The sequence below is a fragment of the Weissella soli genome (assembly GCF_001761545.1).
Lineage (GTDB): Bacteria > Bacillota > Bacilli > Lactobacillales > Lactobacillaceae > Weissella > Weissella soli.
In genome coordinates this window covers 423,367-441,172 of record NZ_CP017326.1, presented here as the reverse complement: position 1 = coordinate 441,172, position 17,806 = coordinate 423,367, and the positions used below count along the sequence as shown (strand labels likewise).

General features: G+C 45.5%; 15 protein-coding genes and 1 other annotated feature (1 of these 16 cut by a window edge). All 15 genes read right to left on the bottom strand.

Annotated elements, in window-relative coordinates:
- Position 1 precedes the first annotated feature (1 nt).
- Positions 2-928: a glycine--tRNA ligase subunit alpha gene (glyQ, locus tag WSWS_RS02075; RefSeq protein ID WP_070229702.1), complete on the bottom strand. Its 927-nt coding sequence runs from the start codon at positions 926-928 to the stop codon at positions 2-4.
- A 305-nt stretch (positions 929-1,233) separates the two neighbouring features.
- Entirely contained in the window at positions 1,234-2,019 is a 786-nt protein-coding gene (gene recO, locus WSWS_RS02070; RefSeq protein ID WP_070229701.1) for a DNA repair protein RecO, read from the bottom strand.
- Between the two features lie 111 nt (positions 2,020-2,130).
- Positions 2,131-2,571 carry a phosphate-starvation-inducible PsiE family protein gene (locus WSWS_RS02065; RefSeq protein WP_070229700.1) on the bottom strand — a complete coding sequence of 147 codons (441 nt, stop codon included), beginning with the start codon at positions 2,569-2,571 and terminating at the stop codon, positions 2,131-2,133.
- Positions 2,572-2,685: 114 nt separating this feature from the next.
- The gene (locus WSWS_RS02060) at positions 2,686-3,984 is read right to left on the bottom strand and encodes a bifunctional folylpolyglutamate synthase/dihydrofolate synthase (RefSeq protein WP_070229699.1); all 1,299 of its coding nucleotides are present in this window, start codon (positions 3,982-3,984) and stop codon (positions 2,686-2,688) included.
- A 108-nt stretch (positions 3,985-4,092) separates the two neighbouring features.
- On the bottom strand, positions 4,093-5,034 hold the full coding sequence (locus WSWS_RS02055; RefSeq protein ID WP_070229698.1) for a phosphoglycerate dehydrogenase: 942 nt from the start codon (positions 5,032-5,034) through the stop codon (positions 4,093-4,095).
- Positions 5,034-5,993 carry a sugar kinase gene (locus WSWS_RS02050; RefSeq protein WP_070229697.1) on the bottom strand — a complete coding sequence of 320 codons (960 nt, stop codon included), beginning with the start codon at positions 5,991-5,993 and terminating at the stop codon, positions 5,034-5,036. Before WSWS_RS02050 ends, WSWS_RS02055 begins: the two co-directional genes overlap by 1 nt.
- 8 nt (positions 5,994-6,001) lie before the next feature.
- Positions 6,002-7,297, bottom strand: coding sequence for a gluconate:proton symporter (locus tag WSWS_RS02045; RefSeq protein ID WP_070229696.1), 1,296 nt, complete (start codon positions 7,295-7,297; stop codon positions 6,002-6,004).
- Positions 7,297-8,034, bottom strand: coding sequence for a sugar phosphate isomerase/epimerase family protein (locus WSWS_RS02040; RefSeq protein WP_114981091.1), 738 nt, complete (start codon positions 8,032-8,034; stop codon positions 7,297-7,299). The genes WSWS_RS02045 and WSWS_RS02040 overlap by 1 nt, the downstream gene beginning before the upstream one ends.
- Before the next feature lie 252 nt (positions 8,035-8,286).
- Positions 8,287-9,264 carry a LacI family DNA-binding transcriptional regulator gene (locus WSWS_RS02035; RefSeq protein WP_070229694.1) on the bottom strand — a complete coding sequence of 326 codons (978 nt, stop codon included), beginning with the start codon at positions 9,262-9,264 and terminating at the stop codon, positions 8,287-8,289.
- Between the two features lie 161 nt (positions 9,265-9,425).
- The gene (locus WSWS_RS02030; protein WP_070229693.1) at positions 9,426-10,613 is read right to left on the bottom strand and encodes an acetate/propionate family kinase; all 1,188 of its coding nucleotides are present in this window, start codon (positions 10,611-10,613) and stop codon (positions 9,426-9,428) included.
- Positions 10,614-10,836: 223 nt separating this feature from the next.
- Entirely contained in the window at positions 10,837-11,751 is a 915-nt protein-coding gene (gene truB, locus WSWS_RS02025) for a tRNA pseudouridine(55) synthase TruB (protein ID WP_070229692.1), read from the bottom strand.
- A 173-nt stretch (positions 11,752-11,924) separates the two neighbouring features.
- Entirely contained in the window at positions 11,925-13,112 is a 1,188-nt protein-coding gene (locus WSWS_RS02020; protein WP_070229691.1) for an MFS transporter, read from the bottom strand.
- A 406-nt stretch (positions 13,113-13,518) separates the two neighbouring features.
- On the bottom strand, positions 13,519-14,772 hold the full coding sequence (locus WSWS_RS02015; RefSeq protein ID WP_070229690.1) for an aminoacyltransferase: 1,254 nt from the start codon (positions 14,770-14,772) through the stop codon (positions 13,519-13,521).
- Between the two features lie 137 nt (positions 14,773-14,909).
- Positions 14,910-16,073, bottom strand: a complete 1,164-nt coding sequence (locus WSWS_RS02010) for a metal-dependent hydrolase family protein (protein ID WP_070229689.1) — start codon at positions 16,071-16,073, stop codon at positions 14,910-14,912.
- A 17-nt stretch (positions 16,074-16,090) separates the two neighbouring features.
- A complete protein-coding gene (locus WSWS_RS02005; protein WP_070229688.1) occupies positions 16,091-17,704 on the bottom strand; it encodes a peptide ABC transporter substrate-binding protein in 1,614 nt (537 codons plus the stop codon).
- Between the two features lie 58 nt (positions 17,705-17,762).
- Positions 17,763-17,806, bottom strand: a binding site (T-box leader); it runs 217 nt beyond the window's last position.

The following is a 17,806-nucleotide window of genomic DNA, read 5'->3' as shown; positions in this document are numbered from 1 at the left end:
ATTACTTCTCCTCCTCATCAACTGGTAGGTACTTAGCCCGTAATTCTGGATCCTTCAACAATGGGAAGCCCAATTCCTTACGGACATCAATAAAGGCCCGTGCCACCTGGCGTGCCATATTCCGGATACGGCTCAAATACTTCGCCCGTTCCGTCACTGAAACCGTGCCACGCGCATCCAGCAAGTTGAATGTGTGTGAAGATTTCAAAATATAATCGTAGGCTGGATGTACTAACCCAGCTGCTAGCAACCGCTTAGCTTCGGCTTCATATTCGTCAAAATGGCGCAATAACATCGCTTGGTCAGATTCTTCAAAAGAATACGTTGAGTGCTCAAATTCAGGTTCCTTGAAAATGTCCCCGTAAAGCACGCCATTACCCCATTCCAGGTCATAAACTGTGGGCACATTTTGAATGTATGAAGCCAACCGTTCCAACCCATAGGTGATTTCTGAGGTCACGGCATCAACCTGGATACCACCAACTTGTTGGAAGTAGGTAAATTGGGTGACTTCCATCCCATCCAACCAGATTTCCCAACCGATACCAGCGGCTCCCATAGAAGGATTTTCCCAGTTATCTTCCACAAACCGAATATCGTGTTCTAGTGGATCAATCCCCAATTCTTTCAAAGACTCGAGGTATAATTCTTGGATATTATCTGGTGAGGGCTTCATGACCACTTGGAATTGGTGGTGTTGATACAAACGATTGGGGTTATCACCATAACGTCCGTCGGCTGGCCGTCGTGAAGGTTCAACATAAGCTGCATGCCATGGTTCAGGACCATTGGCGCGCAAGAAGGTGTATGGTGACATCGTACCGGCACCCTTTTCTGTGTCGTATGCTTGCATTAGCATGGCCCCTTGCTCGGCCCAAAAGCTTTGCAATTTCAAGATGATATCTTGGACTGACAATTTTTCTGTCATAATAAATTCCTTTCTGGTGGTTGGTTTAGGTAGCCTACAAAAAAACGTCCCTGCACCAATCACTAAACAAATAGAGATTGATGCAGGGACGCTATTAATAACATTAATAACGCGGTTCCACCCCGCTTCCGGACAAATTTATCCGGCCACTTAATTATGTTTTCCTCCAACAGTGCCCCATCGTCGTCATAGGCCACCCTCACATTATCGGCGACTTGCTGGACTATTCGTAACGATTTTCTCTGTTATCATCGGTTAACTTACAAGCATGTATTATAAACCCATTCGATAGCGTTTGCCAAGCGTTAATCTTGGGACTCCCGACTCAAACGATTTTGCCAGCTATGTAATTGTTGGATAAATGACTTTGAACGCAAATGAATCCCCACTTGGTCATCGTAAATTTTATCCATCACACGCGCCATATCTTGCTTTGTTTCGGCTTTCAACGTCAGTGATCCCAATTGCTCTAAGTTCAAGTGGGCCATCTTTGACAAAATCAAAATAGCGCGTGGATTGGCCTGCATACGTTGCGCATCCTGGTCCCAATGCAGTTGGCACAATGTACCGTTAAATTTCTCGGAGAAATCCATTGGTAAGTCACGGCGACCACAAACCACACAGCTCCCCCACTGTTGTTGGAGACCGAACGCGGGCAATAGTTGTAATTCAAAATAATTTGCGAGCCCCTGGCCATCAAAACCTTGTTCCATTTTATGCAGGGCTAACTTGACCCAATCAAACCATAGTTCAATCGGCTGATTGTCCACGAAAGCAGAGTCAATCAATCCTAAAATATAGGTGGCATAGGCATTTAATTCGACGTCATGCATCAATTCACGCGAAATATGTGACTGTTTCACGTCGTCAATAAAACTAAGCCCCGTTTGGTTTAATGTTCCCTCATAGGTCGCCACGGTTAACGGCTGAAGTTCAGCCGCTAAATGATTACGCTTGGACTTACCATTTTTGATGAAAAACATCCGTTTGCCAGCTTCACGCGTCAAAATCTTAACCAGTAAATCGCGCTCCTTATGGTCACGTTGATACATGACAATACCATCAAAAGTCATCATACGTTTTTCTACCATGATTGCGCTCCTTTCTGGTTTTATTATACGTTAGTCCGTCAAGACAGCAGCACAGAGTGAGCCCCCTTAAATGGCTGGTACCAAATGAGGGGGGCTCAGTCTGTGTCATGATTATTGTGACCAGTGATCGCGACCATCGTTTGCCCGCTGGTTAACCCAGTAACGCATGGTGCGATAAATGACTAACGCTGCCACCATCACAAACACAGCCACGGCTAACAATAGCGTCTCACTTGTATTATCATGGTAGACCAACATCATTCGGACAATGGCCGTCACCCCAATATACAAGAAATTTTCTAATGAGACATGTGAGTCCTTCACGAAGTACATCCGTACCACATCAACCAATTCGAAGAACAAGAAGACTGAAAGGACCATCTCAGCAATTTCATAGGAAGTTATTTTAGTGTTGGGATCAAAAATTTCCATCCCGAATGTCCATAATTCACGGAGCAAGGTGACAAAAATCAAAATGCCAATCAATACCATGACAATATTCAAAGCAAATTCAAAAATTTTGGCCACTTTTTCGTGTTGGCGATCACTCATACTGCCACCCCTCTTTCTCATTTTAGTATAACGGGTTTACCAGCAGGTGCATAGTCCATAAAATTAGCAGCTGCCGGTTGCAACGCTTAACCCCGTGCGCTAAAAGATACCGGTTTATGCTTGCACTAGCGCTTGTCTGACATCCGATACAAAGTACAATGACCCAGTAAAGACGAGCATGTCGGTTGTCGCCAAAGCACGCACCGCGGCGTACCCAGTTTGCCAATCATCAAAGGTTGAGATATCTGTATCAGGTAATAACGCTTTAGCAGCATGCGGATCCAGGGTTTCTCGTGCAGCTGGTGATTGGAATCCGACGACGTTCAAATGAACATTTGGCAACGCTGCTAAATCAGCTAACATGGCCGCGTAATTTTTGTCAGCCAACACCCCAAAAATCACTTCAATATGTTGGTCACGATATTGTGTCGATAACGTCGTAATTAAGGCATCAATCCCATGCTGGTTATGGGCGCCGTCAATAATGGTCAACGGATTTGCTGCAATTTTTTCAAAACGAGCCATCCATTTCACTGCGCGCAGGGTGTCACGAATTTGCGCTGGTGCCAGCGTAATTCCCAGGTCAGCCTGGACGCGTAAGACTGTTTCGATGGCGATAGCAGCGTTTTGTTGTTGGTATGCACCCCGCAGACTCAGCACAATATCTTGAATCTCACGTAAGCCATTGAATGAAAAGGTATTCAACCCACTGCCCGTGACATGGGCATCCTCAATCTGGAAATCTTCATTTAACGCTAGTAGTTCACCACTCACTGCATCAATGGCTGGCCGCGCTTCTGCGGGTAACTGACCAATAATCGTCGGCCGATTATGATGAATAATGCCGGCTTTTTGCGCCGCAATCTCCGCCAAGGTATTCCCTAATACGGCCATATGATCATACCCAATGGTGGTGATCACGGCGGCTAATTTATCTTGAATGATATTGGTCGTGTCCCAAGTACCACCCACGCCAACTTCTAAGACAACGACATCAACCTTTTCCTCCGCAAAGTAGACAAACATCGCCGCCGACAAGGTCTCAAATTCAGTGGGGCCACCGTCGGTAAGCGTCACATCAAGGTGCTCTAAAATAGGTTGAATGCGCTGCATAATAGCGGTTAACCGTTCATCTGGAATGGGTTGCCCATTAATTTGTATGCGTTCATTAAATCGCATGATAAAAGGCGAGGTGAACAAGCCGACCTGCAACCCCGCTGTTTGCAACAGCTCAGCCATCATTTTTGATGTGGATCCCTTGCCATTCGTCCCGGTCACATGGATATATTTTAATCCTAAATGGGGGTTACCTAAGGCAGCCAAGAGCTGCTCAATTCGTACAAACGACGGCGTCTTCTTCCATTTGTGCCGTCCATGAATATAATTTATCGCATCGTCATACGTCTCAATCATTAGCCATCTCTTTTCTAAACTCATTCCTTTTATTCTATCCTAATCCAGCTCATTTAGTCGCTAAGTGATGCCATAAAAAAATGACTACCCGAAGATAGTCATCTGCTTTTAAGCTAAGTTGTTAACGGCCCATTGAGGCTTTTCACCATGATGCACGGCGACAATACCACTGGCTGCATCGACTGCCATACGCGTCAATGTCTCAACCGTGTTGGAAGCCATATGCGGAGTTAATAAGACATTAGGCGCCTGCAACAAAGGTGAATCGGCTGGTAATGGTTCATTTTCAAAAACGTCCAAGGCTGCCCCGGCGATTTTGCCGTTGACCAACGCTTCAACCAAATCGGCTTCAATCAAAATGGCGCCACGTGCTAAATTGATTAGGAAAGCGGAATCTTTCATCAATTCAAATTCGGCCTTACCAACTGAGTGGGTCGTCTCAGGCAGAGCTGGCAAGTGTACCGTGATGTAATCGGCTTCCTTAAACAAACGCTCACGGTCAACGATTTCAATACCCGCTGCTGGTTTCGCAAATGGATCCACCACTAAGACCTTCACATCAAACCCGGCCAACTTCTTGGCCACAAGTTGGCCGATGCGTCCGTAGCCTAAAATACCAACAGTTTTCCCCTGCAAATCACGTCCTGGGTGCGTGCGCTTGAAGTTCCAATCACCAGCCCGTAACGCAGCTGAATCGGCATATAGATTCTTTGAAATGGCCAGTAGTTCTGCCACCGTGGTTTCGGCAACAGAATCTGACAACGCTTGTGGCGTGTTGACCACATAAATACCGCGAGCAGTGGCTGCCGCAACATCTACTGAATCATAACCAACGCCATTCCGGGCGATGACCTTCAAGTTTGGCATGGCATCCATGAGCTCACCGTCAAACTTTTGTGTGCCAATTAATACGGCAAAGGCGTCTTTGCCTTCGGCCATCATCGTCTCACGTTCGCGACCTGAACCAACGATGACTTCCAAACCAGCAGCGGTTAACAACTCCTTGCCAGCTGCTGAGATGTCATTTGGTAATAGTACTTTATCTGCCATTATTCTTGTACTCCTTCTGTTTGATAAAATGCGGCTAATTCTGTTGGGGTTGGATAGCCATCATTATCCCCTGTGGTTTGGACTTGGAGCGCGCCGACTGCGTTCCCACGCAAGGCAGCTGACGCCAAGTCTTTACCTTCCAACAAGGCAGTGATGACACCTAACGCAAACCCATCACCAGCACCAACGGTATCGATCACCTGGTCAACTTTGAAGCCGGGTACTGTGTAGGCGGCGCCTTGTTTGGTCTTCACAAACGCACCCGCCGGTCCGACTTTGACGATCACTGCCTGTGTGCGCGTGCCTTGCAAGTAGAAATCAGCGATGGTTTCGGGGTCACGCGAACCCATCAAAATTTCACCCTCACCGATCCCTGGCAACACAATATTGGCATACTGGGCTAGTTCATTGATGTTTTCAATCATCAAGTCGTGATCCCCCCACAAAGCTGGCCGTAAATTAGGGTCGAACGTAATTAGAATATCATTTTCTACCAAACGCGCCATCAAACGCTGAAAAGCCGCCCGTGAAGTCGTCGAGAGCGCTGGAAAAATACCCGACATATGGGCAATTTTGACATCACGCAAATCAATTTGATCAATAACTTCTGCTGTCAAATGTGAAGCCGCTGACCCACGACGGTAGTTAAACGTTTGTGGATCGCCCGTCGTTACCAATTGCTTTAATTGGAAACCCGTCCAAAATGCTTCATCACGAGAAACATAATTTGTCCCAACTTGGTGCTCAGCGATCATTTTAAGCGCGTATTCACCTAGTGGATCAGTGCCCACGCGGGATACATATTCGGTGCTGTGACCCAAACGTTGCACCCCAATTGCGACGTTCAACTCCGCACCACCCAGTAACTTATAATAGTTAATGGCGTCTGCCAAACTTGCATCGGCATCTGTTGCCATGAAGGTAACGACTGGTTCGCCAATTGTCAAAAATTCTGCCATCTTTTTGCCTACTTTCCGATAATAAACCAAACCAAAACTTCATTGATAATCGTGACCACCCACATGACGGGCACCCCATTTTTAATCAATTCATTAGGCTTCACATCCAGATAACCCATCCCCCAAACATTCCATGATTGGGTAATATCGGTTGACATCGCCATGACCGTTGGGACATACAATAATGGTAGCAAGACGCTATCTGGGAAAATATTCAATCCTGATAGCACGGCCACCGTGGCGGCACCAGCTCCAAAGACCATTAATGGGCCGCGCGCTAATGCTAGTGGTGCCAAAATACCTAAAGCTAGTGCTAATACCAACGTGCTATGTGGCACAATCGCTTCAAACAGTGGCACGAACGCCGCCGCATTCGCTTTGGCTGCACCTTGGAACATCATCAGGACCAACAAGAACATGATCAAACCAGAGATATCACCAACCCCACGTTTGATTGAGTTATCTAAGAAGTTTTGAAAGCGATCATAACCGCGGGTAAACTCACCCGTTAATAACATAGCCAACAAACCAGCAATCGTTAGTGCCGGCACCGCTGGCATTTGGAAAGCAATTGATAGAACCACGGGCACCAGGGGTACCAGCCATGAAATCGGGTTAACGACTTTTTCGACCGCTTGCTCCCCGCCTTGATCCAACTTAAATTCAATGCGGTTTAGTTCAGCCTGTTCAGGGGTAAACTTATGTTGATTGATCAACAGATAAATCACAATGGCGATCAATTGCACGGCAACAGCCGTGCCGGCAAAAATCAGATAGCTCCCAGCGTAGTCTGCCTTGGGAAAGAACCCTTGAATTTGCTTGAAGAGCACTAAATTAATATACAGCGTTGACCCAACTGAGAGCAAAAAGGTCGTCAAGGCCACTTGCTTGGGCATCCCCAGCTCCAGCAAAATTGGTAGGATAATCACTCCAACCGCTAAGACTGAACCAGCACCATAGGCTGATGAGAAGATGACGGCCGTCACCAAGACCACGGCGATGGCTGTCAACATTATCCGACCACGGCCGAATTTGGCCGCTGCCCGTGATATCGAAGCCGCAATACCTGAATCAACGAGTACCCGGCCAAACCAGGAACCAAAGACGATCTGAACAATTGTCGCCCCATAATCCAAAACTGACTGTGAGAAGATGTCGTTAACGGCCGTATGTAATGAAATACGGCCAATGACCGTCCATAGTAAGGCCATCACGAAGAAACCGATCATCATGTTACCACCTTTGAAGATGTACACGATGAAGATGATAAATGTGAGTAAGAGTAATGCAACAGTCATTGACATTAGAAGTCTCCCTTATATGCTTTAACCAGCGCTAATTGCTGGGCAATGTGTTGTGTTTCGGTAATTGGAAATTCAATCGCGATGTCGATATCCTTTGGCAATATATCCAAAACCTGGTGCCAATCTAATTTGCCAACATTTAAATCAGTCGTCACAGCGTTCTCGGCACCCTGCATGTTTTTCAAGTGAATGTAATCAACATATGGTGCTAATAGTCTAGCTGTCTCAGTTGCATCCTCACCCATGACGGCCCAGTTACCAATATCATAGACATAGCCGACGGGTACTTGAGCACCTTGAGCGGCTGCCAAAAATTCCAAGATGGGGGCTGAATGACCGCTGATCACTGTCTGATCGTTTTCAATATTAACGGTTAAGCCCGCTGGAATCAGCAAATCATGGGCTAAGTCGCCGGTATATTGTGTGAAATCACCCAGATTAAACTTAATTTTGGTCACGCCTAATTGCTTGGCAAAGTTAAAGTATTCATCTAATTTTTGATTGACTTGACCCTGCACAAAAACTTCATCAGGCACGCTAAGATTGATGGTGAGCCCTAAATTGGCCGCTTTCACGCGAATGGCTGTCGCCTCGGTGGCACGGTCAGTGAAATATTCATAACGTACTTCCACCCCGTCGGCGCCCAGTTCATTGGCATCATCCAAAAAAGCGACTTGGGATTCCCCGTTTAAAACACGGTCAACAAAAATCCATGTATTCAAAATGTACTGCATCATTGACTCCTATCCCTACTACAAGCGTCCCATTTTTTTGTTTGGTAAACGCTTACCTAAATATGAAAATAAAAAACGCATCGAGCGTTATTTTATGATGATCAAAACAAGGGTAAGCGCTTACCTTTGTTTTACATGACTATAATATATCTAAGCAATGCATCTGTCAATCATGATCTTTACTGACTTTTTCAAAGTTACTCCTGCAATCAAAAAGGGACTCGACGCCAATCTTGTCGAATCCCTTTGCCAAGTCTATTTATGAAATAATGCAGGAATAATTGTCCTCGGTTCAATGGCTTGACCCGAAAATTTCTTTAATAACAATTCCGCTGCCGTAGCCCCCATCAGATAAGGTTGTTGCTTAACGAGCGCCAAGGGCTTGGTCAACAGTGAAAAAGCATTCGTGTCCGCAAATCCTGAAAAAGTGATCTGGGGATTGTGCCACAAGGTTTCGCGCCCTGGGGCCCCCAATAATTTCATCAACAGATTTTCCTTCAGCACAAACACCACCACCTTTTCCGTCCGCCTGGCAATTAAATTCTGAATGCCACTCACCATAAAGGCATCCTGTTGCCCGTGTTGCGGTACCTCCAAAATAGGTGCATCCGAAAAGACTGCTTCAATCCCCCGGATTCGTTGTGCACGCGTTGACGCCTGATCAATCGGATTCGTGACAATAATCATGCGTTCATAGCCCTGTTGACGAAAGTGTTGTGCCATTTGGGTGGCGATGGTCTCGTTATTGGTGATTACCGCGGGGAATCCCTCAATTTCACGATCCAGCGTAATCATCGGCATTTCGCGTTTCAACAGCTCCTTCAATTCGGCAGCATCATGCAAAATTGGTTGCATAATCAAACCGTCAAAATTCTGTTCACTGACAATTTTTAATAGCTCACGTTCACGCTGGGCGTCCGAATTAGAGTCAAACAAGACCGGTGTATAACCAGCCGTTGCTAAAATCTCGCTGATCCCTTTGAAGAATTCCGAGGTGAAATAGTCATCAATATCAAACGCAATGACCGCAATTAAATGTGAACTTTGGGTCACTAACTGCCGGGCCGCTGCATTTGGGACATACTCCATTTCATCGATAATCTTGGCAATCTTATCAGCTGTTTTCGTTGACATACGATTCAGTTGGCCATTTAAGTAACGTGAAATCGTTGCGATTGAAACGCCGGCTCGTTTGGCAACATCATCTATATTTACTTTTTTATTTTCTGGCATCTTTCCCTCTTTGCACACGCGTAATCTAGCACTACCGTGATCATCGTATAAATTAATATTACCATTATGCCATATTACCGGGGATTGCCGCACACGAAATGTATAATAGTTAATCTTAGCAACAAAAAACACCTCTCGTCACCGAGAAGTGTTGCTTTGGCTTACTTTGTCAAACGGTAAGTATCGCGCACAATGGCTAACTCTTCGTTTGTTGGTACAACGTAAACTGGTACTGTTGAGGCATCTGTTGAGATGCGCTTCAACTTACCATGTGTGGCGTTGTTAACTTCTTCATCAATTTCAATACCCATGTACTTGAATTGACGCATGATCATCTCACGGACGATAGGTGAATTTTCACCAACACCACCAGAAAATGCAATCACATCAGCGCCATTCAACTTGGCCATAAATGATCCAACGTAGCTGATGGCACGCTCAGCGAACATTTCCATCGTCAACATAGCGCGAGGATTTGTGTTCATCGTGTCTTCAATTTCACGCATATCTTCAGAAATTTCTGATACACCGTACCAACCTGATTCCTTGTTCATCATCCGCACAACTTCTTCGTTGCTCATGCCAGTCTTCTCTTGCAAGAAGTATGTCACTGAAGGATCGATATCACCGACACGCGTCGCCATCATCAAACCAGCCACTGGGCTCATACCCATTGAGGTGTCTAATGACTTACCGTGATCAACCGCTGTAACTGATGAACCGGCACCCAAGTGTGCAACGATAACTTTAGCTTCTTCGAAAGGCTTATCAATCGCTTTAGCAGCCTCTGAACTAACGAACTGAACTGAAGTTCCATGGTAACCGTACTTACGGATACCAAATTCTTCGTAATACTTATATGGCAATGCATACAAGTAGTTCTTGGCTGGAATGCTTTGGTGGAATGCAGTATCAAAGACTGCTACCTGTGGTACACCTGGCAACAATTCCATAACAGCACGCATCCCCAAAGCATTGGCCCGGTTATGTAATGGTGCCAATTCTGCTAAGTCTTCGATATCGGCGATAACCGCATCAGTCACCAATGTGGCTCCCTTGTAACGGTCAGCACCTTGCACAACACGGTGACCAACGGCCACAATTACGTCAAATGCAGGGATGATGTTCAAGTCCAAGAAAGCTTGCAAAGCAGCCTTCAAAGCTTCGCCATGATCAAGCGCAGTAATACCTGCTTTGTGCTTGTTACCATCGAACTTAACAGTCATGGTTGAACTTTCCAACCCGATACGATCAATCACTCCGGCAGCAATTTCTGTTTCTGCGGGCATCTCAATTAGTTGGAACTTCAATGATGAAGAACCAGCATTTAAAGCCATAACAATAGCCATTTTCTCACCTCTATTATATGTAATACGCTGTAAGCGCTTGCAACTCTATTAACTATACCAATTTTTAGCACTATTGAAAAGTAAATATTTATTGGTGGTTTGCCAAAAAAAATTATCCCACAAATCACCCCACCTAACCAGGCCGGTAGTGCGTTGTAGCACGGTGATATCTGGTCACATTTTATTTATTTTCAAGCTAAACTGGCTAACTTTGATGACTTAACTAATCTTCATTACTGAAGGTCCGATATGGTCGATATTTTTGTTTGGCGTTAGACCAATCATAAACTGCCTTGACTTGCCCATGCCTTAATGACACAAACCGGGCTGGTTGGCCAGGTGCCACCGTGGCATCTAGTCCCACACCATCTTTGGCATACGACCATTCGGCATCACTTAGTTCGATCTGGGGATAGTCAGCCAAAGCGGCATTCAAGGTCTTCACCCAATCCCCTAAATCGTGGTCAGTTGCCATTTTATCAGCTAATTGTTCAATGGTAAATGCTTCGTCCAACATGAAGCCACCCGCTTTTTGCCTAGTCAATTGGCTCATCACGGACGGCACACCGAGTTTGGCCCCCAAATCGACAGCCAGCGTGCGAATATAGGTTCCCTTAGAAACCTCTGCGACAAACTTAAATTTTTGTGTACCAGTCGCGGGATCAAAAAGCGGTTCTGAGGTACGTTCAAAGCGGTAGATGGTAACTTGGCGCTCGGGCCGTGCCACCGTTTCACCAGCACGCGCGTAATCATATAAACGCCGCCCATTGACCTTCACAGCCGAATACATTGGCGGAATCTGCGTGATCGTGCCCCGTAAAGTCGCCATGGCATTGTCAATGTCAGTGGTGGTAAATGGTGCCGTCAATGGTTCACGGGCGATCACCGCACCGTCTAAATCTTCAGTCTCCGTGGCAAACCCAAACGTGACTTCGCCTGTATAGATCTTGCCTGATTCTTGCAAGAATTCGATTGCTTTCGTGGCACGACCAACCGCAATCGGCAACACCCCATCGACACTAGGGTCCAAAGTCCCCGCATGCCCAATTTTTTTCATCTGCAAAATTTTGCGCAGGTGGTACACCACGTCGTGTGAAGTCATGCCCGCAGGCTTGTGGACTGGAATAATTCCATTCATGCTTGTTCCTCATATCTGTTTGATTATCACTCTTAGTATAGCAAATAATCGGGGTACCTAACCACTGCTATCACCAAAGCACCGCTTCTTGTACGCAAACCAACCCATCACGGTACTTTCAATCTACGTCGACAACAAAGGTCGGGTAGACCCGACCTTTGTTACTCATTCGATTACTCAAAAATAGTTGCTTCGCGCTCTGAAAACCAGACGACTGCCCCAAAAATCACGAGCAAAATAATCATCCCCACAATTAATAAATCCCAAGAATGGGTGGTCGTGTAAATCAACCCGGCCCCCGTTGGCGTAAAGGCAGCAATCAAGTAACCCCCTGATTGGGCCATGCCTGATAATACAGCTGATTCAATATGATTTCGTGTCCGAATGGCGTAAGCAATCACGATGTACATAAAGACAGCTGTGGCACCAATGCCTGCCAAGGTCATGATGATGAACCACCAAATAAATGAACTACTTTGGTTAAACATCATTAACACCCCAACGAGCCAGGCCAAAACTGCAATCACAACGGCCAACCGCCGTTTTTTATAATCGACCCGGGCATAGTAACTTGGCAAAATCACTGAGATCGGCAAGCCGATCAAGGACATCCAGCCAATAATGATACCGGCTTCAGAGCCTGACAACCCGGCATCTTGTGCCATGGTTGGTACCCAAGCGATCGTCGTATAAAATAAGGCTGATTGCACCCCAGCCGCGACTAGAATGGCCCAGGCATACTTATTTGACCATGGATTAACCTTGGCAAATTCAGGAGTGACCTGTGGTGTTTGGATGGCATGGGCCGCTGCAGCCACCTCACGCATATTTAACAGCCAGATGATGCCTGCTAAACCAACGACAATCGACAAAATCACGATCAAGACTTGCCAACTAGCAATCGCTACAATGGGCACCGCAATCATTTGAAACAAGGCCGTTGAGACCGTCATCGTCGTACTATATAAGCCCGTATATTGCCCAATTTGTGCTGGTACGTACTTGATCAAGGTTGCTGGTAAAAGAACGTTGATGAAGGTAATCCCAAGCCCAATCAAGACTGTACCAACAAGCATTGGCCCATAGCCGACAATCCGTGAAATGGAACCAATAAAGATAAAAAGGATCGCTGCTAATAAGACACGTTCCAAGCCAAACCGTTGCATGATTTTACCGGCAAATGACGACAATCCTGCAAAGATTAATAATGGAATCGTGGTCAAAATCCCTAATGCGCCAATCTGCATGTGGAAGGTTTGCGCGATCTCTGGCAACACCGTTGGTATCGTGGTAAATGGTGCCCGCATAATCATCCCCAAAAAGAGGATGCTTAGTGTAAATACGACACTAACTTTCTTCATATAACTTCTCCTTAATACGCTCCGAAATGACATAACTGTATGCAATTAAGCTTGATGCTGGCAAACATAAAGAGCCCTTTCAATTTCTTGAAAAGAGCTCACTAGATTGCTAGCTTCCGTAGTCAATTAATATAATGTACAAAATGTAAATATTTTAACTTATTTTTTAAGAAGCCATGGCGAGCCTTCCCAAAACGCACCATGTTTCTAAAATAATCTAAACAGTCTAGTTAACAGTATAGACTATTGCCATACGGTCTGACAATTCAATGATTTGATCACACGCCAATGTTATTGATGATCCCTCATCTAAATAGCACCTTCGCCGAAAAAAATAACCCCCATGACAGCGGCAATTCAGCAGCGTCATGGGGTTTATAAACCGTGTATACAAATGCCGTCAGAACTAACTACGCCCTAATAACTTCTTCAACGCCCGGTACACTTTGTATTTAAGTGGATTGACCGGCAATTCGAAGGCACCTACTAATTGTTGCGCATGCCCATTAAAGGATGTCTTAAACCGCAAAACACCGTCAGAACCATCAAAGGTACCACTAATTCCAAAGAAATTGAACTGAGGAATCCCCGCTTGCACTGCTTCGGTGATCATCTTGTCTTGAATCTGATAGGGGCCATAGAAATCCATGTACTCTTCATATGTGCCTGAATACAAGTACGTCATTTCTTGGGGTTGCTTGATAAACAATGCTCCCGCAACCACCACAACATCCTGACCCGCTGCAGCCGCTTGCTGCGCCGCTTTTTCGATACGTGCTAAATGATGCTGTTTTTGGTCATCAAACTCCGCAAATTGACGCGGAAACTTCTTATTGTCTGGGTAACGATTGATGCGATCTTGAATGTTGGTCAACTTTGCATCCAACTCCGCCACTTTATGTTGTTCCTCAGCAATGTACTCACTAAACGAAATTTCCGCAAACAAGAAGTGTGCATTATCACCATATGCTGCAAAAGTCTTCTCATAGAAGTCGAGATCCTTATCATGATAGTGCAATCGATCTGCCGTCGTTTGCGTCAATGTCTTGAATGCCGCTAAGTCCGCGTACGTGAGTTCACGTACCTTGGTGCCAAATTGCGCATTCTTCTTCAGATAATAGGTTGCATCCTTGGTGTAGGCCGCACTGACCTTGGTAGGATCAACCGCACGTAAATCCTTAACATATTGCCATTGTGGCGTCGCGGCCGTTGTAAAGCCAGAAGCAAACTGTTCATGAATGAACCCGGCTGCCTGCATTCTGGTCACAAATGCCTCATTAGGTTCGGAGATGGCTTCACCATGATCGTCAAAATTTTGGTAGACCACATTTGGGAAAAACTTCAAGTACAAGCCCCCGCGTGCCTTGGCAAACGCCTTGAGACCATCTACAAATGTATTAAACACAACTGTATCTTCGAAGTCCAATAAGGGACCACGGTCAACCGTAAATAATTGACCAAACTTCACCGGCGCCCAGGTAACCATGGCAGCGGCAACGACTGTATTCGCCGCATCGCGCACGCCGACTAGTGCGACCTTGGTGCCACGTTGTTCAAGGACATGCTTTTGAGCGACTGACTGCATGAATGTACCTTGAGGATGGGCTTGTTCAAATGCATCAAAACTCGCTTCATCAATTTCTGAAAATGTGTACATGATTGGCTACGGTCCTTTTCGTGAATAATTATCTTTCAATTGTATCATGAAGACCAAAAACGAATCTGAAATTTCAATGATCCACCCGATTATTTACTAAAAAAGTGCTAGTGAAGCTCACTAGCACTTTGCGACATGAATTAAGATTGTTCGTAAACCAAGCGGCCCTTCTTGTATACTTGTCGATCCCCGTGGTACGCTGCCACATCAACCAAGGGATTCTGGTTTAGCACAATGAAATCAGCAAATTTACCCACTTCCAAAGTGCCGACGACCTGATCTAAATGTAAAAGTTTTGCAGCGTTTTTTGTTGCAGCTTCTAGGATTTCAATTGGCTTGAACCCGATGTCTTGCATGATTTGCAATTCCTCAAAGACCCCGGTCGCAAAATCATTAAATGGGGTCCCCGCATCCGTTCCCATGGCAATCGGAATTCCTGCTGCATGCGCTTGCTGAATACTTTGCCGATGAATCTTAATTACTGGATCATTTTTGGCATGTAACCAGGTTGGTAATTCTCGGTGTTGGCTAATCGCTAGTGGGGCGCTAAATGTAGGCACAATGACTGTGCCGTGCGTTAACATCAACGTAACCGCTTCTTCATCCATGTAAATCGCATGTTCAATTGAGTCCACTCCTGCCTTGACCGCCAACTTAATACCAGCATTTCCTTGCGCATGGGCAGCCACAGGATAGCCTTTATGATGGGCCTCAGTGACAGCCGCTTTTATTTCATCAGCATTCAATTGAATATCCGTTTCCTTTTCACCATCTTTACTAATTCCACCGGTGACCATTAGCTTTAAGTTTTTGGCACCCTTAGCAAAATTAGTCCGGGCAGCTTTGCGGGCTTCATCCGGTCCATCTACCTCAATCCCCATGGCTGAACCATGCCCACCAGTCATCGAGATGGCACCACCAGATGGTAAAATCGTCGGTGCGCTTAGTTCACCCGCTGCTTCCAATTTTGCTAACTCAATATCGATATCAAAGGCTGAACCCACATCACGAATGGTGGTCACACCTGCCATCAAACTACGCTTTAAATTCTTCAGTGCATGATGGGTGCTGACAACTACATTCGCAGTCGGTGAGGTGAGCTCAAATGGATTCATCACAATATGTGTATGTGCATTGATCAAACCCGGCACAACATACTTATTACTCAAATTAATGGTCTGATCACTGACCACATCGTTTGGCAAGACGCGTCCGGTGAGATCATCAATGACTAATTCAGTCGCATCATAATCACTATCACTACCCGTGAAAACCCGGGCATTTGTATATCGAATTACTGTCATCTTAGGTCCTCCATTGCTTACTTCTTAACTGCATGCATGAAGTCAACATCGCCATACGCATTGATTTGCAAATTCTTAACTTGCTTTGATAGCAACGCAGACGTTGTGGTGTAGCCTAGTGGTGCCAGGGCTGCATCCTTTTGCAACATTTGGTCAGCCTTACCTAAATCAGCAACTCGTTCCTTTTCTTTGGTTGCATCGGTAGTCTTTGCTTTCTTAATTAAAGCATCATAAGTAGCTGACTTATAGTTTCCAAATGAGAAAATACCGTCTGAAGTGAACACCTGTTCATAGCTCATAACCCCAGAGGCATCCCCTTCCCATCCGATGTACACGATGTCGAAATTACCAGCACGCATATCAGCGATTAACGTTGGCTTGGGCACGTTTTTAATATTTACCGTGAGCCCCTTCAAGTTCTTTTCTAGTTGGGCCTTCAAATATACTGAGACATCCTTAGCTTCACTGGTATCAGCCGCTAGAATCGTGACGGTAGCTGTCTGCTTACCCTCTTCCTTCATACCTGCAGCAAACAGTTTAGCGGCTTTTTTCGCATTGTATTGGTTATAAGTCGTTTGGTAGGCCTTTGAGAAATCCTTGCCTGATTTGTGATCAGTTTGGATATTAGCTGGGGCGAAAGTGGTTGCTGGTGTTGAACTACCCGTCAAAACGTCGTTGGCTAATTCCTTCTTATTGACCCCAATTTCCATGGCCTGGCGAATCTTCTTGTTATTCAAGACACTCCGCTTCAAATTAAATTGCATGTACGTTGTGTATTCTGTCTTGTCAGCACGATATTCCTTGCTCTTCTTCAATGACTTAACTTGGGTGGCATTTAAGGTCGTGTAGTCAACCTTACCGCTCTGGAACAAATTGTAACCAGTCGTATTATCCTTAACCACCGTGTAGTTCACTTGGGGTGTCTTCACCTTTGCTGCATCCACGTAGTTTGGATTCTTCACTAATTTGAAAGTGGTGCTAGAACCATTGAAGTCCTTCAAAATGTAGGGTCCGTTAGAAAGCGAGGTTGCCGCCGTTGAACCGTACTTGCCATCGGTGCTATCAATAAAGGCCTTGTTTTCAGGATAGAAACCACTACCTGTCAAAATCTTTGGCAAATCGGGATTAGCCACTGTCAACTTAATTTGGACTGTCTTGCTATCCAACGCCTTCACACCAACCGTGCTAAAATCCGTTGTCTTACCATTGTAGAAGTCTGCGGCACCGACAATATCCAAAACGGATGAGGCCGCGGTTGATTGGTTCTTTGGCGTCAACGTTTGCTGAAAACCATAAACGTAATCCTGTGCAGTGACCTTGGTACCATTTGAATACTGCAACCCTGACTTCAAGTGGAAGGTATAGGTTTTACCATCCTTGCTAATATCAACCGACTTGGCATCGGCCAAAACCACTTTGCTCTTACCATTCATGCGATACAATCCCTGACCTGTACTATACAAAATGGATTCTGATACAGTGTCAGCGGCCGTTGCCTGATTGAGCGTTTGCAACTCTGAAGTGACTGTGTAATTGATAGCCTTGTTTTTTGTTGCCGCCTGCACGCTTGTGCCGCCAAACAAAACGGATGAAACCAAAACACCTGCGATGATACCTGTACCTTTATTCATAAGAAAGCTCCTAAAAAAATTAATACAAAAAAACCGTCCAAAAACTACCAAGTCGATAGTTAAGGACGGTTTCCCGCGGTGCCACCTTAATTCGAATTTTAT